The following is a 25,618-nucleotide window of genomic DNA, read 5'->3' on the forward strand; positions in this document are numbered from 1 at the left end:
AAATAAAACTCTCCATGCTAAAAAGAATAGGAGTAAAGGCACTTATAATTTTATATGTGCTTTTACAAACAGGTTGCGTGCGCGACATTGACCTCGATCAGGCAGATGAATTTGCCACAGAGCAGGACGTTGACCTCGATCTTATTTACTTCACACTAGATGCTCAAAATTTCACAGATGAAACCGGAGCTATAATAGAGCCCGCTACTACGCAGGAAACACGGGTAGAATTGTTTGATGATGAGTTTTTTCAGGAAAACCTTGAAGAGCTCGGGTTGTATGTGAGAATTGAAAACACCTTTTTTCAAGGCTTTATTACCACACTCAACTTTCTTGATGAAGAAGGCAACATTACGTATAGCGTGCAGATAAATGTCACAGGAAGTACAAATGACCAGCCGGTAACTACTATCTATGATGAGGTAATTACAGGTGAAGATCTTGATTTGATAAGAGCCTCTATTTCTATATCAATTGCTACAGAGATTATTCCCGACGGTAATCCTGTTTCAGGAGAGCTAAACTTTCAGTCTAAGTTGAGATACCATTTGACTTTTTGATATGAAGTATTTTTTAGCACTTATATTTATCTTCATAGTAGTCTGGTCAACAATGGCTCAAAACCAGATACAACTTTATAATGTAGATGGTTTGCCACAAAGTTTGCTTTTAAATCCCGGGACAGATGTTAGTTTTGATATGCACATTGGTGTGCCACTACTCTCTGGATTTCATATACAGGGAGGTTCTACGGGAGTAACATTTTATGATCTTTTTAAAAAGGATAACAATTCTACTTTCAATGACAGAATTAGAGAACAAGTTTTTTCGCTTTCGCGGAAGGATTATTTTACAGTAAATGAAAATCTCGAAATATTAAGTTTGGGTTTACGTCTGCCTAATGGTGATTATCTTTCTGGCGGGTGGTATCAGGAAACTGACGCTATACTTTATTTTCCTAAAGACCCTGCTATATTAGCTTACGAGGGTAATTCAGATTACATCGGTAAACATTTTGATGTTTCAGATGCGGTGACCAAAGGTGAGATCCTGTCTGTTTTTCATTTAGGATACACCAGAAAAGTAAATGAATCACTCATCTTGGGGCTTAGAGGTAAGGTTTATGGTAGTATGTTCAGTTTTGAAAGTATTGATAATACAGGTGAGTTTGTTACAAATCTATCACCCGAAGGAAATAATATTTATACACATGAACTAATCAATACAAATGCCGTATTGCAAACTTCAGGCACAAATGGTTTTGACAATTTGACTCCTTCGCAATTGCTGAAAAATTCGCTAATTAGCGGTAATATGGGTGTGGGCTTAGATTTCGGTTTTACCTATAAATTTGCCGATAATTGGCAGGTAACGGGGAGTTTTGTAGATCTTGGTTTAATTGCGCATACAGCGAAAACAAAAAAGTATTATCTACGCGGTAATTACACATTAGAAGGGATAGGATTTGCTTTTCCCGCAGCAGTAGGCGATGATGCAAATCCTGAATATTTTGACGATCTGGAAGACGATTTTAATAAGAATGTAAAGTACGGGGATTTTTCTGATGATAAATATTTCACATGGAGACCACTAAAGGTATATGGCTCGATTGATTACACATTTAACGGTGACCAGAGTTGCGACTGCTTAAAACCAAACAAAAGAGATAGTTTTACCCGTGCAGGTTTGCAATTTGCAGCAATAAAGAGGCCTTTATCTCCACAAGTAGCTGTGACTGGATTTGTAGACACCGGTCTTTCAGAAATTTTTAGAGGTAAACTTACCTACACTGTAGATAGTTATTCTTTTACTAATGTGGGTTTTTTAGTTTCAGCGCAGCTAAATAAATTTAATTTGTATCTGGCTGCAGATAATGTGCTAGAGTATGTTAATTTAGCAAAGGCAAATAATTTTTCAATGCAATTAGGAATGCAATTTGTCATTCATAAAAGAAGATAATAATGAGAAAAGCAGCGATTTTAATTTTACTTGTAATAGGTTCTTTAAGCACATACGGTCAGGAACTCAACGCATATAAATATGTAATTGTACCCAATAAATTTGGTTTTTTAAATGCAGATGATGAATTTCAGGTCAATAGCCTCACAAAATTCTTATTTAATAAATATGGCTTTGAGGCATTTATAAAAGGAGAGGAGTTGCCAGATGATATAAATACAAGCACTAACAACTGTAATACACTTTATGCAGACGCAACCAGCAGTGGTTTTTTAAGTACAAAAATTGTACTGACTCTGGCAGATTGTATGGGTAAAGTCGTTTACACCTCACCAGAAGGGAAAAGTAAGATAAAAGAATATAAAGAAGCTTATCACGAGGCCATGCGCGACGCTTTTGCAGATATAGCAGAAATGGACTATGAGTATACTGGCAGTGCAATGACAGCTCGAGGCGAAACATCAGCACCAACTGTTAGCGCTACCAGCCCACAAGCAGTTACTGAAGCCGAAACGCCTAAAACAGTAGTTGTTTCTAGTTACGAGAAAGTAGAAAAGCCGGTAAATATTGTTGAAAATCAACCAAAAGAGGTACAAAATCAGCCTGAAGAGACAGTAAAATCGCCTGAGAAAATTGAAATTTCTACAGCAGCTCAAACCCCTGCTAAGAACTATACCAGTACCGATGGAAGCTATAAATTACAACTTACAGAAAAAGGCTTTGATATTTATGAAGGCGAAAACAAAATAGGTAGCGCCTCTAAAACGGCAGCTGGCTCCTATTTTGTAAATACGTCTCAATTTGCGGGTGTTGGTTATATAAATGCCGAAGGAGAATTTGTTGTAGAACGAGAAATTAAAGGTGTTTCAGGTTTAGTAAAAATGATCTTCAGCAGTAACTAATAATTATATTTATCATCCCATCTCGATTTTAGGAACTTGCGAATACCTTCTTCACGGGCATTGTTTCCCGGCTCATAGAACTTCGTATTTTTCACCTCATTGGGTAAATATTCCTGATTTGCAAAGTTACCAGCTCCGTTATGCGCATATTGATAGTCTGCACCATAACCCAGGTCTTTCATAAGTTTTGTAGGAGCGTTACGTAAGTGAAGGGGAACAGGCAGATTTCCTGTTTGCTTAACGAGTTGTTGAGCCTTGTTTATAGCCATATAAGATGCATTGCTTTTAGGAGAGGTGGCCAGATAGGTCACGCATTGACTCAAAATTATTCGAGCTTCCGGGTAACCAATTGTATTCACGCCTGCAAAAGTATTATTTGCTATCACCAATGCTGTGGGGTTTGCATTCCCAATATCTTCTGAAGCTAAAATAATAAGGCGTCTGGCAATAAATTTAAGATCTTCGCCACCTTCTATCATACGTGCTAACCAATAAACCGCTGCATTAGGATCACTGCCACGTATAGATTTTATAAATGCTGAAATGATGTCATAATGTTGTTCTCCGGTTTTATCATATAACACCGTATTTTGTTGTACTTTTTTGAGTACCATTTCATTGGTGATAACTACATCATTAGAAGCTTCAGTAGTTACAATGAGCTCAAAAATATTCAGCAGTTTTCTTGCGTCCCCACCACTTAGTCTTAAAAGCGCTTCCGTTTCTTTTAGTTCAATATTTTTTTTCGCAATAATGCAATCTTCTTTTATAGCTCTTTTAATTAGAGCCTTAAGATCGTCTGCAGAAAATGGTTTAAGAATGTAAACCTGACAGCGAGAAAGCAGGGCGGGGATAACCTCAAAACTTGGGTTCTCTGTAGTTGCACCAATAAGTGTTACCCAACCTTTTTCTACTGCACCTAGCAGTGAGTCCTGCTGGGATTTACTAAATCTATGAATCTCATCTATAAAAAGTATAGGGTTCTTCTGTGTAAATAGTCCGCCAGAAGATTTTGCCTTTTCAATTACCTCGCGTACATCTTTTACGCCGCTATTGATTGCGCTAAGCGTATAGAACGGTCTTTTTGATTCTTCTGCGATAATGGTGGCTAAAGTGGTTTTGCCCACACCAGGAGGTCCCCAAAGGATAATTGAAGGTATAATTCCGGCATTTATGGCAACAGTTAATGAGCCATCTTTGCCTACAAGATGATCCTGACTAAGATAGTCACTAAGTTGTCGAGGTCTTAATCGTTCAGCTAGAGGTGCGTTCATGGTTTAAAATTATCCAATTTTTATAAGGTAATATGACATAGTTGCCAGTTTTCTTTTTTGGTCAAAATGTTGCTATACTAACGTATGAATTTTAAAGATGATATGGGGGATTTTAAATTTACAAACCGGGTGATCCTCTATCCCGTTCTTTTTGTTCTGCTTATGTGGCTGGTGTTTTGGGCAGAGCTAAAGCTTAATTTAGATTTTACTAGTTATGGAGTATTACCTCGAACCCTTTCCGGACTACGTGGTATTTTTTTCGCTCCTTTTATTCATGCAAATTTGAATCATTTGCTAAGTAATAGTTTACCTGTATTGTTACTAATGGCAGGGCTTTTCTATTTCTATCAAAGAGTCGCACTTACAGTAATATGCTTACTGTTTTTGTTAACAGGAATAGGAACCTGGAGTGTAGGAAGAGAAGCTTACCATATAGGAGCTAGTGGAATCGTTTATGGTCTTGCATCCTTTTTATTTTTTAAAGGTATCTGGGCGAGACACTATCGCCTTACGGCTTTTTCGCTTGTGGTGGTTTTCATCTACGGAAGCCTTGTCTGGGGTGTTATGCCTATAGATTCTGAAATGAGTTGGGAAGGACATTTGTCAGGCTTTTTATCCGGATTTGGATTAGCTTTTCTAATTAAAAATAGAATAGCCAAGCCAAAAAAATATGATTGGGAAAAAGAGGATTTTAATCCGGAAACAGATCCTTTTCTAAGACAATTTGATGAACAGGGTAATTTTATAGATCCTGTTTACGAAGATGAATCTGTAGAGGATGAATTAGACGATTAATTAAAACCTTTGTCTTACCACTTCATATAAAAAAGCTCCACAAGCTACAGAAACATTTAATGAACTTATTTTTCCGCTCATTGGTAGTTTAGCTTTGTCATCTACAAGCTTTAATAAACCTTGTGTAACGCCTTTCCCTTCACTTCCCATTATAATTGCGGTAGGTTTAGTAAAATCTACATCATAAATTAATTTGTCCGCTTTTTCGGTAGCTGCAAGCACTTGTACTCCGGATCCTTGTAAATAGAACAAAGCATCCTTAAGGTGATCAACTTTACAAATGGGTAGATTGAAAATAGCCCCCGCTGATGTCTTAACTGTGTCTTCTGTAACCGGCGCTCCACCAGATTTTGGTATAATAATAGCGTCAACTCCCGTGCATTCTGCAGTTCTAATAATAGCTCCAAAGTTACGAACGTCTGTAAGTTGGTCAAGCAAAAGAAATAGTGCTGGTTTTTCTGCTGCTAGAATAGCTTCAGCTGTGGCTTCAAAATTCGCGAATTGAATAGGGGAGATAGTAGCTATTGCTCCCTGATGATTTTGGTCAGATAGCTTATGTAATTTTTCAGGCGGAACATAGGAAACTGAGATGCCTTCTGTTTGTATTAATCCTTCTAGCTGCTTTGATAAGGGATTAGTAAGATCTTTTTGAAGATATATTTTGCCTATTTCCTTACCTGCTTTAATGGCTTCAATAATAGCGCGTGTGCCGTAGATTTTTTGATTCATGCAGCAAATGTATGAAACTTATAAAATGAATGGTGTATAGCTTTAAAAATAAAAAGGCCTGTGAAGAATTTCTTCACAGGCCTGAATATAATTTATTCTACGAACTAATTAGTTCACATCCCAGAATACCGGTGTTTGTTGATCATCACCACCTATTGCAGAAGATGCGTTAATGTAATTATCTACATTTAAGTTTTGCTCATCTACAGGGTACGTAAAGCGCAATGGTACCGGAGTTTCATACTCTTCTGGTATTGCTAATTCAGGAGCATCAAATTTTCTCCATACAGACCAACCTTGGAATGGGTTGTCAAACATTGCGATCCAGAATTGTTTTGCTAATTGCTCTGAAGTGCCATCATAAGTCACGTCAGTCTGCGCAAGATAGTCCTCAGCAACAGTATCAGCAAAACCCCAGTATTCAATAGATGCTGTAACAGCAGCATTATAATGGCTTTCGCCGGTACCACCTACAGAATAAGTTAACTCAGCAGCACTTGCTAAGTTAAATTCAACCTCAGCATAATCAATTAAAATACCTTCTCTTGTAGGATCTAAGAAAGGATCTCCTATATGAGTATAAGAAGAATAGTTGTTACTACCTCCATATACACCACCAACGTATCCATCTTCAAGATTTTCATCAAAGTAAGCTTCTCTTCTTGGATCTTCTAATTCATTCATGTAATCTACAATTGTAGCAGATGCAAGAAAATCTGAACGACCACTTTGAACTAAATCAACCCAAAGTGGATTGGTATTAGGGTCATTACTTTGATAAACAACAGTAGCATTATCATCATTAGATGTGAATACACCAGCCGCAACAGCAGCTTCTACAGTCGCTTGTGATAGAGTAGCATTAACATCAGAAATTCTCATTCCTAATCTAAGACGCAATGAATTTGAAAATTTAATCCAAAGGTCCATATCTCCTCCGTATATAGCATCGGCTGATGTGTAACCAGTTCCTGCAGATAACATTGCATTAACTGAACCTAATCTTGCGATAAGATCCTCGTAGATAGCCATGTCGTCATCATATTCAGGAAGTGGGAATTCATCTGCTTGTATAGCTTGAGAATAAGGCACATCACCAAAGGTATCAACCAAAACGCTCCAAGCATAAACTTCGATCACTTCTAACTGCCCTAATCTAGCATTTATTTCACTTTGCTCAAGCTCTGTGTTTGCTGCTACTATTTTCTTGGCATCCTGAATATCAAAAATTACATCTCGGTATAATTCTGACCATACATTATCAGGGTTTTGTCTAGATGATAGATTATAATTAGGCTCATCTAAGTATGTAGTTGTTGTCCAGTACTGAGAAAGAAACCTGTAAAGTCCATCATTCACATTAGGACTAGCCATGTTGTCTGATAAGCTAACTGTCGCAGCTGTGAATAAAAACTCAGAGGACACTTCAGTTGGATTTTTTGGATCACGGTTGAGGTTTTCATAATCCTCATCACTTTGACATGACCAAAAGAATACAAGTGCTGTAAGAGCTACAATATATTTTTTCATAATTATTTTTATTAAAAGTTAAGTTTAAGGCTAGCACCAATTTCTCTCATTGTTGGGTAAGCACCAGATTGGTAACCTTGAATATTTCCTGAACTTAAACCAGCTTCAGGATCAGAATATGGAATGTTCTTATGGATGATCCACAGGTTTCTTCCTATGATTGAAATAGAACCTCTTGTAAATGGAACAACATCAAGAACTTTTTTACCAAAACTATAAGTAAGACTAGCTTCTCTTAGTTTAACGAATGAAGCATCATAAACGTGCCCTTCGTTAGCATCTCTACCATATCCATAAGGATTCCCATAATAATCTGTTCTAGCTCTTACAGTATTCGCAGAAGTGTTAGAAACTACGTATGTTCCGTCGTCGTTGTATGAAACATCACCCTGAACACCATCTAAGATCACACCACCACCATTAGCAATAGTATTTCTTATTGGGTTGCCAAGATCATTAGTTCCTACACTTTGATCATATAATCCTGTAGCAAAACCATACCATGTGTCAAGAGAAAATACATCTCCTCCTTGTTGTACATCAATAAGGAAGCTAAGACTTAGGTTTTTGTAGTCAAAAGTGTTAGATACACCTCCTGTCCAGTCTGGCTGAATGTTACCAATGATGTAGTTTGCATTAGGAGTAGTCTCATAATAACCAGCATCAGTAATAACACGATTACCATCTGTATCATAAACATAAGCAGTACCTCTTATAGCTCCATATGGCTGACCTGGTGCAGCATTAATACTTACGCCACCCTGAAAGCTACCTAACTGAAGGTTGTTGATACCGTCTGTTAATTCAAGAACTGAACTTTTGTTTTTAGACCAGTTAATGTTCATGTTCCAGCTAAAATCTTCTGTTCTGATCGGGTTAAGACGTAACGAAACTTCCACACCCTTGTTTTCAATTGTACCTGCATTTAAAAGTTTTGATGTAAAACCTGTTGCTGTAGATACGGGTACGGGAGTAATTTGGTTTTCAGTTTTCGAGTTATAATAAGAAACGTCAAAACCTATTCTTCTATCAAGAATATTTCCTTCAAGACCAAATTCATATGATTTCATGCGCTCTGGCTTCAAATCAGGATTAGCTAGCTGTGAGTTGTTACTAGCCCAACCCGCACCGTCAAAAGGAGCAGAAATTGAATAAGTATTAAATACTCTGTAAGGACTTGTGTCGTTACCTACTTCTGCATAGTTAGCTCTTAGTTTAGCAAAGTTTAACCAGTTTGCTTCAATCACATTAGATAAAAGAACACTAGTAGATACCGAAGGATAATAAAAAGTATTGTTTTCCATAGGAAGAGTAGAAGAACGGTCTCTTCTAATAGTACCTTCTACAAAGTAAGTGTTTAAATAACCTACACCTGCTCTGGCATAAACACCGTCAAGCATTCTCTTCATGTCATACTCATCAGGTGGGTTCATAGGGCTTGCACTGTTGCTTAAAGCATAAAAACCAGGTGCATTAAGACCACCGTTTGTGCTGGCAAGAATATAATTTCTTTCGTTTCTACGAAGGTTAACCCCAAGGTTACCATCTAAGTTTAAATCGTCTGTAATATCCTTGTTGAAATTAAGAATAAGATCGTAGTTATATTCAGCAGCTCTGTTATTGAATCTGCTATACTTAGCCACATCTGCGCTTCCTACGTTAATTCTTTCTTCTTGTAATTCTTCGTATGTGTCAAAAGTAAATCTACCCAATACGCTAAAAACGTCGCTTATCTCGTAATTAAGATTTATGTTACCAAAATATCTGTTTCGAGTGTCAGTTTCGTAATTTTCGTATAAAACCCAATATGGGTTATCTGAATAAATAGGAGAAAGATCATTTGGACCATTTGGATTCCATGTGATGTTTTCTCTTGTAGCAAAGTAAGCATCTCTTTGCTCGTATACATCTACGTTAGTTTGAGACCATTGTCTAAACTGTTGCATGATGTTTTGAGCGCTATATCCCGTACCGTAACGTCCTTTACCATCAGTTTTAGTAAATGTTACGTTGGTTTGAGCGCTAAATTTGTCAGTAAAATCGTGAGAACCACTAAATTTAATAGTGTTTCTTTTAATGTTACTATTAGGCAGGTTACCTTCTTGATTAAAATGAGTTGCACTCACACGGAATGAACTTACATCTGTACCTCCGTCTAAAGCAACAGAATTAATTGATGTATATCCTGTTTTCCAGATATCGTTTGGCGTGTGTCGAGCCGCTACCCAAGGAGTAGCTTGTTGATAAGTATCTAGTTGAGGATAAAGAGAGTTCCATTGATAAACCATTCTGTTAGGATCGAATGCAGCACCAAAAGAAGCATCTTCCGTAAATGGAGTTGTTTCATCAAGATTTCCGTCACCATCTATATCAGAAAGATTGAAATACCCATCTTCAGAAGCATAGTAAGCACCATAACCAGCACCATATTGGTCTTGATATGTAGGAAGAGTTTCCTTATTCACATCAGACATCATAAGGCTTGAAGTAACTGCTATGCCAATTCCCTTGTTTTTGCTTCCTTTTTTAGTTTCAATTATAATTGCACCGTTTGCAGCTCTAGCACCATATAATGCGGTTGCAGCCGCACCTTTTAGTACGTTTATTGAAGCAATATCATCTGGGTTTATATCAGATGCTGCGTTACCATAATCGTAACCACCACGACCTGAAGATTGTCCCGTTCTGTTATTGTTTTCATTGCCTACAGGTGTACCGTCAATTACAAAAAGAGCTTGGTTATTACCTGTTAAAGATGAATTTCCACGTATAACAACGTTAGAAGATCCACCTAAGGTACCTGTGTTGGTAATTTTTAAACCAGCAACTTTACCTGATAGTGAATTCACGAAGTTTTGAGTGGGAACATCAGAAACTTCAGAACCATCAACTTGCTGAGTTGCATAACCCAGAGCTTTCTTGTCTCTCTTTATACCTAAAGCTGTAACAACAACCTCTTCCAGAGATTCTCCGGCTTTAAGTTGTACGTCTACGGTTGTAGATGAGCCTACTGTAACCTCTTCATCCCCAAATCCTATATAAGAGAAAGTAAGAACATCGCCTGTACTTGCTTCTATAGAATAGAGTCCGTCAAAATCTGTTTGGGTTCCTGTAGTTGTACCTTTAACTACAATGTTTACCCCTGGAAGTGGTGCCCCGTTATCATCGGTAACCGTTCCAGAAATTGTTTTGGTTTGCGCAAAAGAAATTTGCACAACCAACGCTAAGAATAGCGTGAAAATTCCACTAAACTTTGTTTTCATGTTTTATAATTTATTTGAATTAGCCGCGCCAAAAGTGCTATTTTTCAATTACAAAAAAAAATATAAAAACACTTTTTTAAGTCATTTTAAGAATTTAACAGTTAATAAATCCTTAAATAAAGTGAGAATTAGGTTACGTTTTTGTGAACAAATGTTTTGGTAAGAACACTATTTCAAGGATATATGATCATAATTGATGATGATTTGATAATCTTGAAATCTGGTTGCGTTTTGTGATAAAATTAATTGGAAGTAAATTAAAAATAATGCATAAAACTTAACTGAAAATTTTCGCTCATTTTCAATAAACGGAAGATGTATTTTATAATTTTTGTGAGTTTAGTAATTTGACCAAGGATATAAAATCAGATTCATTTTTAAAGTTGAGATTATTGTCTTTAATTAAATTTTTAATGATTTTCTGTTTCTCATTTGAAAAAGTCTTAGGTATGTCTTTTTTTTTCTCTATGTAAGTTAGCTTAATTGAGGGGCCACTTAAAAAATAATCAATGTAGGTTGTGAATCTGCTTGGTATAGGGTTTACCATAGAATTTGCTGCTGGCTTACCTTCTTTGTATTTCGTGTAAGTATGTGTGAAGACGGAATATGTTCCACCTTCTATTAGTTTAAAATAACCAGTCGCTTCTTTTTTGTCTTTTTTGAAAGTTCTGAGTGTATATATCGCCTTGTCACTTACAAGAGTTAAGTCAAAATCTTTTATTAGGGCTTTGTACTCTTCTTCTGGTAAAAGAGTTTCCTTTATTTCTATTTCATCTGAGTAAGAATTGTATCTGTAGAAGAGACTTTTTAGGAGTTTGCCTTTGTAAAGTAGGTCACCCTTTGTAAAGCTTGCGTTTTCATATGGAGAACCTTGTATTTGGCCTATGTCATATTTAATTTCATCACCAGGATTTTGAATTTGGCTAAGTAGAAAGTCCATTGCAGGAGTTCTTCTTTGAAAATAATTAGCATATGGATCGCTCTCTACCATTCCTATCTGGGGGGCTTGAGCATCAACTTGTGCATATATAAAATTACCGGTGAGTGCACATAAGGTAAATGCGTAAAGCCTAAATTTTCTACAAAGTGTTGACATAGTTAAATGTATTAATTAAGTCTTTTTCTGATTTCAGATCGATTTTTGCCTCTTTGAGGAAGGTTTTGACCTCTTTTTGGAGGTTTTCTGGAAATTGGTCAATAAATTTTTGTCTTCGCTGGTTTACATATAGGATTATAGGTTCACCGGGTCTCGAGAAGTAGTAATCTGTAAAATGAGTAAATCTGCTGGGTATGGGATTTACCATAGAATTGACAGCGGCTTTTCCTTCTGAAAACTTCACTGCTAATCGCCTGTACAAAGTATATTTTTGATTGTCAATAAGTGTAGTGAGATAGGCATTAATCGTTGAACCTTTATCATCAATAAATGTCCTGAATTTTAATAAATGCCCATTGTATACTAAATGTATATTTTTATCGACAAGAAAAATTTTATAAACTTCATCAGGGTCATTAGTTTCTTTAATTTCCATCTGACCGCGCCATGCATTGTAACGGATTAGATGTGTGCCTACGTATTCATCGCTGTAGTAAATCTGTGCAGGAATAAAATTTTCAATAGGATAGGGGGAGCCCACAGTTTCACCATCATAAAGAACTCTAGATTTGCCAGCCTCTCTAATTATCTTACTTAAGTTACCGTCTGAATTTCTTGAGAATAACGGATTACCGCCAGATACGCCTGGATTCAGCCCAGAAATTTGCGCATAATATTCATGTGTAAATAATACCAGGATTAAGGCAAGACTATATTTTAAGATATTTCTTTTCATAATTAAAAACAAAAGGAGGTTACCCATGTGGGATAACCTCCTTATTTAATATAAAAATTGGCTAAAAATGATCATTAATCGGGGCATATGCTTAATGCTATTTCACCTATTTCCGGACTCGGTCCTGCATCTGCGGCTATTTTACCATTAGGTGCAAATATTTGAAATGTTACTTCAGAATCCCAATCTCCAGAATTAAAAGTCATAGAGAAAGTTGAAGTGCCTTCAGGAACTGTGAAATCAAATGAACCAGAAGCGCCGTCATCTAGAGTATAGTCAGTAGTTACACCATCAATTTCTACTGTAATAGAAGCGCCATTCCATCCATCACCATAACTATCTTCAATTGTGACGCTATAATCACCTGCAATAGGTGAAGTAGGTGTGCAGTTAACACCTACGAGATATGAATATGGAGAAGTGAAAAAAGATCCTCCTGAAATAGTACCGCTAGCATCAGTATTAGTAAAAGACCTTCCGTCAGTAAGATTTAAAACCAAACGATATGTAAAGGTATCACCACCGCTATACTCTCCTGGTGAAAGACCTACAGCCGCAGCGGCAGCAGAAAGACTTGTTTCAAAAGTAATTCTGGGTAAACCATTTGGTCCTGTGGTAAAATCTGAAGGTTGAAGTGTAAGTAGTAATTGCTCTTCTACACTTATGTCTACAGGATCATCCTGATTATCTGTAAAAGATACTAAGACATCAACACTAGACATTAAACCTCCATCTTCAACATCTTGTTCTTCTAAAGTAACCGAGAATATGGACTCTGGATCAAAAGCATTGAAGTTGCTGCTATTTAAGCTTACTGTACGTAAGACAGCGCCTCTTGTAACTGTATCAAGAACATTATCTACCACCTTATCATCACTTGAACACGATGAATAAATGCCGGCAGATAATATTGCTATTATTATTGCTATTTTTTTCATTGTTTATCTTTTTTATTAGTTTCCTACTGGAAATCCCGGTGAAGCCGGATTATCATCCCAGAATACTTGTTGAGTTACAGATGCTTTCTGTTGTACAGAAGAGTTAGTGTTTGCAAAATTTGCCGGATATAAGAACGATCTTATAAATGCTCCGGGATTTGGCTCAAGGTTTGGCTCAATATCTGTAGGGTATCCTTCTCTTCTGTAGAAATTGTATGCGTCAATACCGTTCCCTTTAAGAGCTGTAAAGAACTGCTTCGCCATTATATTCCACTTTTCTTCGCTTCCAGCTGCGGTAAAAGATGCTTCAAGAGCATCCATGAATGCCGTAACATCATCTTCAGTTGGTTCGAAAGTAAGATCTGCATCTGGATCAACACTTCCAAATGTCATAACTTTTGAAATAGATTTTTCTGTACCATCAAGGATAAATGGCAATCCTGCAGCAGGACTAGTAAGCATTGCTGCTTCAGCTTGCCAGAAGGCTACCCATGAAGATAAAATAATAGGTGTAATTCCTGACCCACCACCACCGGCTCCTAATGCAATTTCATCAAATGAATCGTCATCAAATTTTCCTGCAACAGGATATACACCCGGAGCAGTTTTTAACAAACCATCTGGTGGTATACCAGAGTTATTACCATGGTTTCTGCCCCAGTAGCCATTAGGAAGAGTGCAGAATGCATAACCACCTGCAACATATTGCGCCGGGGGTGCTTGCAAAGAACAGTCTAGTGTTTCTTCATTGGGGTCTGTGCCATCAGAACCAGGTACCGTTTCGCTTTGACGATAAAAATAATAACGAATTCTAGGATCGTTTGATGTATCCATCATATCCATTAACCATACTGATTGATAATCATTAGCCCCGGTATTCTCATAATTGTCTGCATAGTTAGGGTGTCTGGTGTCTGGCTGAACCTGATTAGATCCCCAGGTAAATTGGAAATCTTCTGCTACTTCATCAATGTAATTTCCTGAAGCAATTATGCTGTTAAAAGCCGGAATGTTTCCTGTAGTAATATCTAATTTAAGCTTTAGCGTATTACATGCTTTTATCCAGTTGTCATAATCATAGTCGTAATAAAAATCATACTGGGGATCTGTCAACGCTTCAGCATTAAAATTTACTATAGCCTTATCTAATAAACTCAAAGCAGCGGCATACACATCTGCACCGCTATCTACAGCAGGGTTTAAGTTTTCTTCCGCATTAAGAGCTTCTGAATAAGGCACATCGCCAAAGTAGTCTACCATTAGAGTAATCGTATAAGCTTCGATAAACTGACCTATTGCAATATGTTTAGTAAGGCCAGCTTCTTCTGCAAGAACATTCATGTCTGCAATGTTCTTTAAAATTCCCTGATAGGCGCGTTGCCAGTTTGTATCAAACCCAGAGGGTGAGTACGCATTCTGATAGTTACGACTACCCATGTTTTCAATTCTTGTTACTTCGGCGCCTGTTTCTCCTAATGACTCGACAAGTCTTGCAAAGTTTATCTGTACCGCATTTAAGTAAAAATCAGGATCAGCCTGAGCGGGTGTCAAATTATTAGGATCGTCACTAAGATTCAATTCGCTTGTTTCGCACGAATTAAAAAATAGTGCTCCTATCAAAGCGATAGAAAAATATGTAAATATTTTTTTCATGATCAATTTGTTTTTTTTTAATTAAAATGTAGCTTTTATACTGAAGCCATATCTCTTAGAGCTTGGTCCGTTCAGGTAGTCAAAACCTCTACCATTACCTACACCCACACCTGCCACATTAGGGTCAAAGTTGGTTCCGTCTGGCATATTAACTGCATCATACCACATGTTATAGCCAGATAAAGTAATGCTAAATGAGCCAAATGGTGTTCTGTCTAATAATCGAGTAGGAACAGAATATCCTAATGATATTTCTTGCAGTCTAATAACAGTTGCATCATAAACTCCTAATTCATCAGGACCAAATACCACATTATTGAAGTAAAATGCCGAGTTGTTAATTTGTACAGTATTAGGTGTGCCGTCAGCCTGTACTCCGGGTAGAATATAACTGTTTAGGCGATCATCTGTATCAGTTGTTAATCCTCGTCCTAATAACGAAGAAACAGTTCTTGTATAAATATCTCCACCTTGTGTATAATTTACTAAGAAATTAAAGCTGAAATTTTTATAGCTAATGCTGTTACCTACGTTTAGCTGCCAGTCTGGATTAGGATCACCTATTTTGTAAGTGCCTGCTTCTACCACATAATCACCGGCACCGTTTACTACATAATTGTCATTTTCATCACGCTGAATACGGCTACCTACGATTATTCCTAAAGGTTCACCAACTACAGCAGCATTACCTAAGTCGCTAAAACCGGCATATACAACAATATCGGTGTCAAGACCAAGATCTGTAACCTCAGATTCATTAGTCGTCCAGTTTGCATTGATGTTCCAGTTAAAATCGTCTTTACTGTCCGCAGTAAAAATGTCAAGACCTAAATCAACTTCAAAACCATGTGCTTTAATTTCTCCCACATTGGTTTTGGTAAGGGTGTATCCAGTTGATGGATCAAGAGGGCGATCTACAATTAAGTCTTTTGTTGTTCTTGTGTAGTATGAAGCATCAAGCGAAAGTCTGTTATTTAATAAGCGAGATTCGACACCAACCTCAATTTCAGTAAGAAGTTCGGGCTGAAGATTGGGGTTTCCTAAGCGATCTGCGCTTGTATTTGTTACTACATCAGTTCCAGAACCGTCTTGAAAAGCTTGAGTGTTCAAACTTAAAGTTGCTGCTACAGGGTATCCAGTTGGGAAGTTAGCAGATGTACCGTAACCACCTCTTAATTTTAAGTAGTTGATACCGCCCTGGCTTTTAAGACCTTCAAATATTCTTGTCGGAATTAAGGAAACACTTGCGCTAGGATAAAATATTGATCTGTTGTCTGAGGCTAAGTTAGAAACCCAGTCATTTCTTCCTGCCAGTGTTAAATAAACCATACGATCATAATCCAAATCTAACTGCCCATACATACCGGCTATGTTACGTTCCTGATATCTCTGGATCTCATCTTGTAATTGAAAGTTGTAATGTCTCAATACACCAAAAACCTGTTGGCCCGAACTCGAAACGCCATTTTGATCAAATACTTCACGTCTTGTTGTTGCCCCGGTATTAAAGCTAAAACCAATTAACTCAGATAATTCATATTGACCCGTAAGGATAATATTATGATCATTGATCGTGTTAGTATTATTCCAGGTTTCATAAATACCACTTTGTGTGGCAACGCTTCCGCCTACACCACCTTTATTTTGAGAGTTAGTATTGTTCTCACTATACACATCAAGACCAAAACGATACGTAAGATTTAGATTATCATTTATATCGTAAGTAAATGATGCATTCCCAAAAACCCGATTTGTTACCTGACTGGTCTGCGCATTTGCCACCGTCCACAATGGGTGCTGAATGTCATTTCCCTGGCGATAGTAAACACTAGAGTGGTCTACGGGACTTTCATAAGGCAGGCTTTGGATATCTACACTTCTGGGTGTATAGAAAAGGTTGGCAAAAATTGATGAACCTTCGCCAAAAACACTGTTACCAGTACTTGCTGCTACAGGTGGAGATTTAAAATCTGTTTTTGCATAGTTCATTGTACCTGAAAAGGAGAATTTGTTAGAAAGAATAGCTTTTCCTCCCATACCTAATGTGTATCGACGCAGGTTGTTACCAGGTGTAAAACCTTCATCATCTAAATGGCCAAAGTTTGCATTATACGATACTTTGCCGTTATCTGAAGATCCTGAGAAGTTTACAGAATTAGTTTTTACTACGCCTGTGCGAAAGAATTTTTCAACACTGTTGTAAGGCTTCCAGTCATAACGCACTCCTTGAAATTCAGGGAATGCAGCTTGAACTGACGAGGTTGATGTTGAGTAAGGATGAGCAACAGTTCCATTTTCATCTATGGCAGCCTGACCGCCCCAACCTGCTACGCCTTCTTCTTCAAATGAAGGGCCCCAGTTACTGAAAAACCACCCAAAGGCCTGGTCAAAACCGTTGCCGTATTTGTTTGTATAGTCGGGAAGAGAGGCTATCTCATTAAAAAAAACGGAACTACTTACAGTAATTTCGCTCTTTTTCATAGCATTTCCAGCTGCACCGTTTTTGGTAGTGATAAGGATAACCCCGTTTCTACCAGCTGTACCATATAGTGTAGCTGCTGCTAAACCTTTAAGAACATTTACACTTGCAATGTTATTAGGGTCAAGATCAAGAAATCTACTTGAGCCATTGTTACCATCTACAAAATCTCCCTGACTGTTAGTGTCACTGGCAAAAGGGACGCCATCAACTATGAATAATGGTTGATTACTGCCGCTAAAGCTACTCAATCCGCGTATTACAATGTTTGTCCCTGATCCAGATAAACCACTTTGGGCGGTAATATTCACACCAGAGGCTTTACCAGAAAGAATACGACCTACGTCGCCTTCAGCACGCTGTTCCAGTTGCTCATTGTCAACTTCAGAAACCGCATATCCTAATGCTTGTTTTTCTTTACGGATTCCCTGTGCAGTTACAACCACTTCTTCCAGAGCTTCTCCTGCAGCCATTGCTACATCTATTCGATCTGCCGGGCCTACAATAATTTGTTGAGGGGCAAAACCCACGTAACTAAATGTCAGGACATCACCAATAGTAGCTTGAATGGAATAATTTCCATTAAAGTCACTTTGTGTACCTGTTGAGGATCCTTCGACGACAATGTTCACTCCCGGGAGAGGTACTCCACTGTCGTCACTTACCGTACCGGTAATTGTTTTTGTTTGTGCATACGAGAGTTGCACTACCAACGCAAGAAAAAGCGTCAGCATTCCACTAAACTTTGTTTTCATGTTCTTGATTTATTTGAATTAGCCACGTCAAAAATCAAGATAAAAAGTTAAATGACCAATAATTTATTCATTATATTTTTAATTATTGTTAATATAACGATATAGTAGTGTTAAAAATTCTTAATTTGATGAATAATTATCAATTTAATCTCTATTTATTAAAAATGGCTGCCCTTTTGGAGCAGCCATATCTAGTTAATTATCTGAAAAATGGATTAATAACCGTCGTTTTGGGTAATATTTGAATTAGCATCTACCTCTGCCTGTGGAATGGGCCAGGCTAATCTGTGATCTCCATAGGGTATTGTACTCGTAAAATTTTGCTGTGTTGAAAATTTCGTAATATCCATTCCTGTTCTCAAGAGGTCATCATATCTCATGCCTTCAAATATGAATTCTTTTCTTCTTTCGAGAAGTAAATCATCTTTGGTTAGGGTTGTATATGATGAAGCATTTCTGTTTGATGTAATCGTATTGATCTGCACTATGGCTGCTGCTGTATTACCCGTTTCAAAAAGTGCTTCGGCGTAGTTTAAAATCACTTCCTCATATCTTAATACGCCTACGTTGTCATAACCCTGGTTATCTGGATACTTTCCTATATTTCTAAGCATATCTCCCTCATAACCTAATATATCTGCTCTTACATCACCATCTTCGTATAGATCAATTACGTTATCAATGACCTGTACATCACCGTAGCTTCCACCACTTGTAGTTCGATATATGTATGCTAATCCATTTATTCCCTGGTTATCTGTACTGTTAAAAGCAAGCTCGAATATGGAGTTAGCTGAGGAGTCTGAGCTAAAAGAGCTAACAAAATTACTGGCTGGGATTATAGAGTAATCTCCAGAATTGATCACTGCTTCAGAAGCACTAATTGCTCTTGACCACATGCTAAAATAAGTAGCTACTCGAGACTCTATAGCCTTGGCAGTATACTTAGACATAAACTCTTTACTACTATCGTAAAAATTCTCGTCCATGAGACTGAATGCCGTGTCTAGGTCTGCAAATATCATAGCCATATCTTCATCAATTGTATTTCTGGCTGGGAAGAGATCTTCTCCTTTAAATTCAGTTACATAGGGTACGCCTAAAGTGCCGCCAGTATGCATCTGCCCATATTGTTTAAGAAGATCAAAATGTACAAGTGCTCTTATAGCGTATGCTTCACCTTTCATATGAGTCAAATAATCAAGATCTCCTGTCAAACCTGTTTCATCCTGGCTTATGATAATATTGGCACTCGCAATTACCCGATAAGCGTCATCCCAGAAAAAACCTGTATTGGCATTGTATGAAAACGAAGCTTCTGTGGTAAATCTTCCTGAGTTACCATTTGAGAAGGCGTTGTCTGTACGCACCTCATTATTTATAATATAGTCCCTGCCATAATAACCTGAACCCGTCATCCCGCTATATGCACCTTTAAGAAGGCCATATACATTAGTCACTGATGTAATTCCGCCTTCAACGGGCTTATTCTGTTCTGTAGAGGGATCAAGATCTTCTGTTGTGCATGCTCCTATGGTCATTGCAAACAGAAGAGCAAAAATTTTATATTTAAAATGTATATTTTTCATTTTCTTAGAATTTAAGATTTATACCAAAAATTAAAGATTTTACAGGAGGTGTTGTAAGCCTTGTAAAACCATCAGCGGCTGTCTCTGGATCATATTTTAGATTGTCATCTTTAACCCATGTAAACATGTTTGTTCCTCTTAAGAATACTCGCGCTGAGGTTAGTCCTATTGTTTCAATTAATTCTCCTTTAAAATTGTAACCAAATGTTATATTCTTAATTCTCATAAAATCCCCGTCATATAAAAATTTAGAATGTCTTTGCCATGGAAAAGTTGTTGCCTGAACTCGGCCAAAACGAGTTACATCGCCGGGCTCCTGCCATCTGTCGAGAATTGCGTCTACCCCTTGATAATAAAGTAAAGAATACAAGTCTATAGCATTCGTATAACGATGCCATTCTTCATATACTTTACTGCCGCCAGAATAATAAGCATTAGCATCTAAAAAGAAGCCGATATAATCTACGTGAAAATTAAGGCCAGCGGTGATTTTTGGTATTGCGCTTCCTCCTTGCCATTCACTTTCAGCATCATTAAAATTATTTGTTGTAGCACTACCTTCGCCTTCTGTATAGTATAACTCATCACCGTTTTCAGGATCAACTCCTGCCCATGTTGGCATATACCAGCCATAAACCGGATGGCCAGTTTCCACACGTTGAGTTTGTGTAGTGATATTTATTTCGTTGCCATTTGCATCGGTCGCAAGTTCAAGAACCTCATTTTTATTTGTAGCCAGATTACCTCCTATGGAAAGATTAAAATCTTCTGATTGAATTATATTAGTATTTAATTCAAATTCAAATCCCTTATTTTCCATACTACCAATATTCCTTGTCTGCTCATCAAAACCTGTTGTTAGAGAAAGAGGAACATCAAGCAAAAGATCTTTTGATTCTCTGCGGTAGTATGCCACACTTCCTGAAATTCTGTTTTGTAAAATGCCAAACTCGATCCCAACATCCAGAGTATGTGAAGTCTCCCAAGACAAATCACTGTTGCCAAATGTTCCCGGGTAAGAAGCTCCCTCCCCCGCATAGTCTGAATCATAATTTAATAATGCCTGATACTGGTTCAAATCAATATTAGCATTACCTGTAACTCCGTAAGAACCTCTTATCTTAAGATTATTAACAAATCCTATGTCTTTTACAAAATCTTCTTTAAAAATATTCCAGGCAACACCTACTGAACCAAAATCACCCCATCGATTGTCCTGCCCAAACCGAGAATTACCTTCGCGTCTGTAGGTACCATCAATTATATATTTACCATTAAAACCGCTATAATGTACCAAGCCTAAGTATGAGGCTACAGACCAATCATTATAATAAGAATTTGCTGAGGTTGGGTTACCTGCAGAATTTAAATTAGTAAGCCCATCATCAGAGAACGCGTCAGCAGTAGCTTGTAAATAATTAAATCTGTTTTTTTGATATTCCTGCAATGCAGTAAAATCGATAGATTGTTCATCATTTATATTCCATGTGTAATTCAATGAATTCTGAAACACATAATTTGCTCTGTTAGTATTAGCTACCTGTCCAGAACCATCGCTTCCGGCTCCGTCTCCCTCAATTCTGTTTCTATAGCGCTTGTAGTTGTAAACCTGAAGATCTATGCTTATTCTACTCGTAGCTGTCAAGCCTGTTATAGGAGTTTCCCAATCTAGAGAGTTGTTTGTAATAATTCTGGTGAGTTTGCTATCATCAATATCGTTTTGAGATATGTAAATAGGATTAGGTAGAGAAATATCTGTATTAAGTTCTCCATCTGCCGTGTAAGGTTGATCAATAGGGGGCATAAAGTATTTTACCGTTCTGGGAGATGAGAAATATGCACTTGTCTCAAGCAAACCGTCCTGATAGGAGTATGAGGCTTGATTTAAGGTGTTAAATCTCAGTTTCTCGGTAAGATTCTTAGTAAAATTTAAAGATCCAGAAATCCTGTCAAAATCAGATCCTATTACTGTTGCTTCCTGTTTAAAATATCCTATAGATGTAAAGAAATTATAAGTGTCGCCACCGCCGCTTGCAGAGAGATTGTATTCATATACCGGAGCATCATCGTTTGTAATATAATCTTCCCAATTGGCCTCTGGGCGCCCTGCCGCGTTCCATGTAACATAGTCTGTGCCGAATGTAGTAGGATTAGCTTCATAGAAATCTCGTGCCCCAGCTTCAGTAAAACCGTTGCTTTCGCCATATGTATTGTAAATAGCTTCATAAAAAAGCATTTCTCTTTCTGCTCCTGTTAATACATCAGGGCCGTGAGTGGCGTCATTTGAAAAACCAAAAGAAGAGCTAAAATTAAAAGTAGTCTTGCCTGCGGTACCGCTTTTAGTTGTAATTACAATTACACCATTAGATCCCCGTGCCCCATACGCGGCTGTTGCAGAGGCATCTTTTAGTACAGTTATACTGGCGATGTTATTGCTATTAATACTAGAAAGGGGTGAAAGAGAGGATCCTGATGCCGCTACAGAAACGTCGCTATTGACCACAGGCACACCATCAATTACATATAATGGTTCATTACCAGCAGTTATTGAGCTAATACCCCTTATCCTGATATCTGAAGCAGATCCCGGGGTACCTGAATTATTATTAAATACCAGACCAGCAACCTTACCTTGCAGCACCTGATCAACACTAGCTACGGGAACTTGCTCTATCTGTTCAGATTCCACTTGAACGGTGGAGCCTGTAAGTTCTGTTTTGCGAGTTGATGAATAGCCCAGAACGACTATTTCTTCAAGCGCCTCGCCAGCAGCCATCTCGACGTCCATGCGATTACCAATGCCTACAGTCACCTCCTGTGGGGCAAAGCCTATGTAACTAAAAGTTAAAATATCGCCTTCTGATGCGGCAATAGAAAAGTTGCCATCAAAATCTGTTTGCGTCCCTTGGGATGAATTTTTAACGACAATATTAACACCCGGCAGGGGCATTCCATTATCGTCTGTCACGGTTCCCGTGATTGTTTTTGTTTGTGCAAATACAGTTTGCACTGCCAATACCAGAAATAGTATTAGCATTTTGGAGAGTAGTTTTTTCATTTATGATTTATTTGAAATTAGCCATCATAAAAATGTGCATTAAAAATCAAATAATCAACGAGTAATTGATTGATGTTTAATATTTTAACAATATAACGTTGTAGTATCCTGTTAAAAAGTGTTAAAATGAAGAAAGAATGCTGACGTGAAGAATTGTGTTTGAAAATTTAAAAGAATTATTTTTTTGTATTCCGTTTGCGAGGTTGATATTTAAAATTCCTGCACCTGTAGAAAGACCAGTACCCAGACCTAAACTGTATATTAGATCTTCCTGCTGTAAATTCTTATTTTCAAAATATGCCACATCAAAGATTGTATGTAAGTACAGTGATGGATTAGGCAGGAAGGCAAATTCTGTACGAAAGGCAGTGTAAAAATTTGCATTAATACTATTTTCTTTAAAACCTCTTATACTATTAATACCGCCAAATCTGAATAATTCATTTGTGAAATAGGTGTCAGAAGAAAGGGATTTGGTAGTGTTTCCCGTATAAATTTTAAATTTTTTGTTTATTGAAAATGTGTATTCACTTAAAGCTTCAATGAGCAGTTGTTCACTTTTCTCGCTATCTGTATTTCTATTACCAATACCGGCATTTAGTTTAAATTGATAAAGAGTAGGCAGAAACTTAATAACAGATGGCTGTAATATTGAAAGACCTCCACTTATGAAAGTTTTTTTATAATCCCCTATATCTGTATTTGAAATTTCCTGATTAGTTAGGTCGTCTGAGGTTTCAAAAAGTGCACCTGCAGTAAATCGCATTTTGTAGTTTAGTTGATAAAACAGGGAAAGTTGCTGTCGTGTGTTAGAGTAGGTAGTATCTTTTCTGAAAAGATTTAAATTAAAATCTGCGCCTATGGGAGATCGAAATAGAAAAGGTAGCTCCAGATTAATATTTAAAGCTTGCTGATCATTCCCGTCACTTTTAAATTGAAGATCCAGGCGTTCACCGTAATTCAAATTATTAATAAGTTGAAGGTTAAGATAACCATCCAGTCGTAATTTTCCAGTTTCTTCATCTGAGCGAAAACCAAGAAGACCATCAAAATTATTTGCTCCGGCCTTATCTAGGTATAAATAAAGAGAAGTGCTGTCTTTAGTAAAAAGTACTTCTGCACTGCGTGCCTGATTTATGAATGGCAGATTATTGAGAAGTTCAGTTTTAGATATTATTTTTTCTTCATAATATACTTCTCCCTTTTTTATATGAGCATAATTCTCTAAATACGAATTTGGAAATTTTTCATATCCTCTTATAACTACGTTATCCAGAGTGCGCTCTTTTTCACGATTTACAACCAGGTCTGCAATTAAGTGATTGTTTTGGCGGGTAATATTCTTTAGCTGAAACGAAGTAAGCGGGTGACCATTTTGTGCCTCTAACTTTGTGAATTGATAAAAAATACTTTCAACGTCTTTTGCAGAAATTGTGAAGGAGTTATCATTATAGGCTAACTCTATCTGTTTGAGATATTTCGTTAAATAAGAATCGGTGAAATTAATATGAATATCGGCATTTTGAGGGCCAAAATCGGCTGTTACATTGTAGATAGTATCATTTTTCGCTTTAAGCTCACCAAATTTAATGTCAAAGTAACCCGCTTGCTTTAATGAATCTTTGTATTGCGTTAGAGCTTTTTGAAGAGCAGAAATTTCGGTAAATTTTTCATTCCTAATTATAGAATCTTTTTGACTTTTCGCGTTTATAATATTGAGCTGCAGATTCTGACCCATAACGGGCAGGGTAGCGGTCAGGCAAAAGAAAGCAATAGCTAAAATCTGAAAAATGGGCTTCAAAAGCAGGTTTTTATGCAATAAATAACGATTTTTTAAGTGAATAAATGTACACTAGAAAAAAGATTGTACAAATCCCTTTGAAAATTAATCAATTAAGGTTTGATTAAGTGGAATTTATTTATACCTTTGCCAGCCCTTAGAACAGGGGTTGTTATATTTAAACTATAATTAGGTAAAAGAAATTATGCCAACAATTTCACAATTAGTACGAAAAGGAAGAGCCAAAATAACCAAGAAGAGTAAATCGGCTGCTTTAGATTCGTGCCCACAACGCCGCGGGGTTTGTACCCGTGTGTACACTACTACACCTAAGAAACCTAACTCAGCTATGCGTAAAGTAGCTCGTGTGAGGTTAACTAATGGTAAGGAAGTGAACGCATACATAGGTGGTGAGGGTCACAATTTACAAGAGCACTCGATAGTATTGGTTAGAGGTGGAAGGGTGAAGGATTTGCCTGGTGTTAGATACCATATCGTTCGTGGAGCTTTGGATACCGCAGGTGTGCAAGGAAGACTACAACGTAGATCTAAATACGGAGCAAAACGCCCTAAAAAGTAATTAAGAAAACTTTTAAAGAGAAGTAATGAGAAAAAGACAGGCCAAAAAAAGACCACTTTTACCAGATCCGCGCTTTAACGATCAGTTAGTAACTCGTTTCGTTAACATGATGATGTGGGACGGTAAGAAGTCGGTGGCTTTTAAAATCTTCTATGATGCAATGGATATTGTGGAGGAGAAAAAGAACAATGATGAGAAAACATCATTAGAGATCTGGAAAGATGCGCTTTCAAACGTTATGCCTCACGTAGAAGTGCGTAGTCGTAGAGTAGGTGGTGCTACATTTCAGATTCCTATGCAAATACGCCCAGATCGCAAGATTTCGACTGCGATGAAGTGGTTAATTAGCTATTCGCGTAAGCGTAATGAGAAATCAATGGCTTCTAAATTAGCTGCTGAGGTTTTAGCTGCTGCTAAAGAAGAAGGTGCTGCTGTTAAGAAGCGCGTTGATACACATAAAATGGCAGAAGCAAATAAAGCATTCTCTCACTTTAGATTCTAG

The 25,618-nt window shown here is 37.3% G+C and carries 18 protein-coding genes; 6 read left to right on the forward strand and 12 right to left on the reverse strand.

Features of this window, described 5'->3' with window-relative positions; all coding sequences use genetic code 11:
* Nucleotides 1-14: 14 nt before the first annotated feature.
* From ACH3O9_RS10445 to ACH3O9_RS10455, 3 genes are read left to right on the forward strand one after another with little or no spacing between them, the layout of a single operon-like run.
* Nucleotides 15-560 carry a hypothetical protein gene (locus tag ACH3O9_RS10445; protein WP_416440137.1) on the forward strand — a complete coding sequence of 182 codons (546 nt, stop codon included), beginning with the start codon at nucleotides 15-17 and terminating at the stop codon, nucleotides 558-560.
* A 1-nt stretch (nucleotide 561) separates the two neighbouring features.
* Nucleotides 562-1,959, forward strand: coding sequence for a DUF5723 family protein (locus tag ACH3O9_RS10450; protein WP_416440139.1), 1,398 nt, complete (start codon nucleotides 562-564; stop codon nucleotides 1,957-1,959).
* 2 nt (nucleotides 1,960-1,961) lie between these two features.
* Nucleotides 1,962-2,861: a hypothetical protein gene (locus ACH3O9_RS10455; RefSeq protein ID WP_416440141.1), complete on the forward strand. Its 900-nt coding sequence runs from the start codon at nucleotides 1,962-1,964 to the stop codon at nucleotides 2,859-2,861.
* On the opposite strand, the gene ACH3O9_RS10460 is transcribed toward ACH3O9_RS10455, so the two are convergent.
* Entirely contained in the window at nucleotides 2,858-4,135 is a 1,278-nt protein-coding gene (locus tag ACH3O9_RS10460) for a replication-associated recombination protein A (RefSeq protein WP_416440143.1), read from the reverse strand. The two genes, ACH3O9_RS10455 and ACH3O9_RS10460, sit on opposite strands and share 4 nt — an antisense overlap.
* A gap of 84 nt (nucleotides 4,136-4,219) precedes the next feature.
* On the opposite strand from ACH3O9_RS10460, the gene ACH3O9_RS10465 reads away from it, so the two are divergent.
* The gene (locus ACH3O9_RS10465) at nucleotides 4,220-4,930 is read left to right on the forward strand and encodes a rhomboid family intramembrane serine protease (RefSeq protein ID WP_416440145.1); all 711 of its coding nucleotides are present in this window, start codon (nucleotides 4,220-4,222) and stop codon (nucleotides 4,928-4,930) included.
* On the opposite strand, the gene rlmB is transcribed toward ACH3O9_RS10465, so the two are convergent.
* The 11 genes from rlmB to ACH3O9_RS10520 form a co-directional block, all read right to left on the reverse strand.
* Nucleotides 4,931-5,659, reverse strand: a complete 729-nt coding sequence (gene rlmB / locus ACH3O9_RS10470) for a 23S rRNA (guanosine(2251)-2'-O)-methyltransferase RlmB (RefSeq protein WP_416440147.1) — start codon at nucleotides 5,657-5,659, stop codon at nucleotides 4,931-4,933.
* Between the two features lie 108 nt (nucleotides 5,660-5,767).
* Complete coding sequence (locus tag ACH3O9_RS10475; protein ID WP_416440149.1) at nucleotides 5,768-7,189, reverse strand: SusD/RagB family nutrient-binding outer membrane lipoprotein; 1,422 nt, start codon at nucleotides 7,187-7,189, stop codon at nucleotides 5,768-5,770.
* An 11-nt stretch (nucleotides 7,190-7,200) separates the two neighbouring features.
* Nucleotides 7,201-10,452 carry a SusC/RagA family TonB-linked outer membrane protein gene (locus ACH3O9_RS10480; RefSeq protein ID WP_416440151.1) on the reverse strand — a complete coding sequence of 1,084 codons (3,252 nt, stop codon included), beginning with the start codon at nucleotides 10,450-10,452 and terminating at the stop codon, nucleotides 7,201-7,203.
* 322 nt (nucleotides 10,453-10,774) lie between these two features.
* The gene (locus ACH3O9_RS10485) at nucleotides 10,775-11,548 is read right to left on the reverse strand and encodes a hypothetical protein (protein WP_416440153.1); all 774 of its coding nucleotides are present in this window, start codon (nucleotides 11,546-11,548) and stop codon (nucleotides 10,775-10,777) included.
* Nucleotides 11,532-12,284, reverse strand: a complete 753-nt coding sequence (locus tag ACH3O9_RS10490) for a hypothetical protein (RefSeq protein WP_416440155.1) — start codon at nucleotides 12,282-12,284, stop codon at nucleotides 11,532-11,534. The genes ACH3O9_RS10485 and ACH3O9_RS10490 overlap by 17 nt, the downstream gene beginning before the upstream one ends.
* 74 nt (nucleotides 12,285-12,358) lie before the next feature.
* Nucleotides 12,359-13,222: a hypothetical protein gene (locus ACH3O9_RS10495; RefSeq protein ID WP_416440157.1), complete on the reverse strand. Its 864-nt coding sequence runs from the start codon at nucleotides 13,220-13,222 to the stop codon at nucleotides 12,359-12,361.
* 15 nt (nucleotides 13,223-13,237) lie between these two features.
* Complete coding sequence (locus ACH3O9_RS10500; protein ID WP_416440159.1) at nucleotides 13,238-14,875, reverse strand: SusD/RagB family nutrient-binding outer membrane lipoprotein; 1,638 nt, start codon at nucleotides 14,873-14,875, stop codon at nucleotides 13,238-13,240.
* A gap of 21 nt (nucleotides 14,876-14,896) precedes the next feature.
* Nucleotides 14,897-18,109, reverse strand: coding sequence for a SusC/RagA family TonB-linked outer membrane protein (locus ACH3O9_RS10505; RefSeq protein WP_416440161.1), 3,213 nt, complete (start codon nucleotides 18,107-18,109; stop codon nucleotides 14,897-14,899).
* Nucleotides 18,110-18,324: 215 nt separating this feature from the next.
* Nucleotides 18,325-19,698, reverse strand: coding sequence for a RagB/SusD family nutrient uptake outer membrane protein (locus tag ACH3O9_RS10510; RefSeq protein WP_416440163.1), 1,374 nt, complete (start codon nucleotides 19,696-19,698; stop codon nucleotides 18,325-18,327).
* A gap of 4 nt (nucleotides 19,699-19,702) precedes the next feature.
* Nucleotides 19,703-22,756 (reverse strand): SusC/RagA family TonB-linked outer membrane protein, encoded by a 3,054-nt coding sequence (locus ACH3O9_RS10515; protein WP_416440165.1) that lies wholly within the window; start codon nucleotides 22,754-22,756, stop codon nucleotides 19,703-19,705.
* Nucleotides 22,757-22,877: 121 nt separating this feature from the next.
* Complete coding sequence (locus ACH3O9_RS10520) at nucleotides 22,878-24,557, reverse strand: hypothetical protein (protein ID WP_416440167.1); 1,680 nt, start codon at nucleotides 24,555-24,557, stop codon at nucleotides 22,878-22,880.
* A 184-nt stretch (nucleotides 24,558-24,741) separates the two neighbouring features.
* On the opposite strand from ACH3O9_RS10520, the gene rpsL reads away from it, so the two are divergent.
* Both rpsL and rpsG read left to right on the forward strand, forming a co-directional pair.
* A complete protein-coding gene (gene rpsL / locus ACH3O9_RS10525; RefSeq protein ID WP_009779177.1) occupies nucleotides 24,742-25,116 on the forward strand; it encodes a 30S ribosomal protein S12 in 375 nt (124 codons plus the stop codon).
* 25 nt (nucleotides 25,117-25,141) lie between these two features.
* A complete protein-coding gene (rpsG, locus tag ACH3O9_RS10530; RefSeq protein WP_416440169.1) occupies nucleotides 25,142-25,618 on the forward strand; it encodes a 30S ribosomal protein S7 in 477 nt (158 codons plus the stop codon).

Source organism: Leeuwenhoekiella sp. A16, assembly GCF_047946675.1.
In the GTDB taxonomy this organism is placed as follows: Bacteria; Bacteroidota; Bacteroidia; order Flavobacteriales; family Flavobacteriaceae; genus Leeuwenhoekiella.